This window comes from Streptococcus sp. 3.1, from assembly GCF_016648915.1.
Taxonomy (GTDB): Bacteria; Bacillota; Bacilli; order Lactobacillales; family Streptococcaceae; genus Streptococcus; species Streptococcus salivarius_E.
Genome location: NZ_JACLQV010000047.1, coordinates 1 through 1,499, shown reverse-complemented (window position 1 = coordinate 1,499; position 1,499 = coordinate 1). Strand labels below are relative to the sequence as shown.

The 1,499-nt window shown below is 33.4% G+C and carries 1 protein-coding gene and 1 pseudogene; both read left to right on the top strand.

All coding sequences use genetic code 11. From position 1 onward, the window contains the following. Positions 1 to 427: 427 nt before the first annotated feature. Entirely contained in the window at positions 428 to 550 is a 123-nt protein-coding gene (locus H7U02_RS11595) for a hypothetical protein (RefSeq protein WP_260318500.1), read from the top strand. A 34-nt stretch (positions 551 to 584) separates the two neighbouring features. Further along, a pseudogene (locus tag H7U02_RS11395) lies at positions 585 to 1,499 on the top strand (IS3 family transposase); the annotation flags it as partial.

The following is a 1,499-nucleotide window of genomic DNA, read 5'->3' as shown; positions in this document are numbered from 1 at the left end:
TGCTCATAGAAAATAAATTTTATAATAGAATATAACTATGACAAAGTAACCTTATTGAAATTTGAAAGCGATTACTTTATACTAAAAGTAGTCAAGATAGCTATTGATAATACTTTTTATAGCTGTTTGGGTCATAGACTATAACAATTTTTGAGTTGATGAACTAAACTATCACTTATGGATATAAAAGAAAGTGATAGTTCAGAAAGACTTCAAGCAAGTTTACTCAGTCTTGATAATTTTAGACATAAATAACTTAGTTAAAATCATAATTTAAATGAGATTCTGCATATTCAATCCACTTCATTATTTATCATATACTACAAGCTGCTAGTTGATAAGATATAAGTTTCACTAAGAACTTTGTATATTTCAAGCAAATGTGATGGGATGAAGGTATAACTAGTCTTTTAGAAAGGATGTAACCATGAATAATCTTGCTATTGATATTAAAAAACTAACTAAAGAGTTTTTAATTGATAAGAATAAATCAATACCGGTTTTAAACGGGATCACACTTTCGGCCTATGAACTGCACCCCAAAAGTTAGACAGAAAAAATCTAACTTTTGAGGTGTTTTTATTATGAAATTAACTTATGAGGACAAGATTCAGATATATATACTGAGAAAACAGGGGAGAAGCTTCAAAGAGCTTTCAAAAAGATTTGGTGTGGATGTTTCTGGACTAAAATATATGGTGAGGTTGATTGAACGTTACGGAATAGAAATCGTCAAAAAAGGGAAGAATCGTTACTATTCTCCCGAATTAAAGGAAGAAATAATTAATAAAGTTTTGCTTAAAGGTCGTTCACGAAAAAGTGTATCTTTAGATTATGCTCTACCCAATCCTTCTCTGTTGAAAAATTGGATAGCACAATACAAGAAAAATGGGTATACTATTGTTGAAAAAACAAGAGAGAGAGTACCTAAAATGGGACGTAAACGTAAGAAAACTTGGGAAGAAATGACAGAACTAGAACGACTCCAAGAGGAGAATGAACGCTTACGTACCGAGGTGTCTTACCTAAAAAAGTTAAAAGAACTAGAAGACAGGGACGAAGCCTTACAGCGAGAAAGGCAGAGACAATTAGAGAAATGGTCACAGGAGGATTTCGACTAGATTTACTTCTTGAAACGGCTGGTTTAGCTCGCTCAACTTACTACTATCAGTTGAAACAACTAGATGGATTTGACAAAGATAAAGAGCTTAAAGCTGAAATTCAATCAATTTATTGTGAGCATAAAGGAAATTACGGCTATCGTCGAATGACTCTTGAATTGAGAAATCGTGGCTTCATGGTAAATCATAAGAAAGTGCAACGTCTGATGAAGGTTCTTGGTTTAAGTGCTCGAATTCGTCGTAAACGTAAGTATTCTTCATATCAAGGAGAGGTTGGTAAGAAAGCAGAGAATCTCATTCAACGCCAGTTTGAAGCATCAAAACCAATGGAAAAGTGCTACACAGATGTGACAGAGTTTGCCATTCCAGCAAGCAGCC

What these genes read in the sequence shown, in the direction of transcription:
- H7U02_RS11595 (WP_260318500.1), top strand. Translation starts at nt 428, where the DNA reads ATGAATAATCTTGCTATTGATATTAAAAAACTAACTAAAGAGTTTTTA.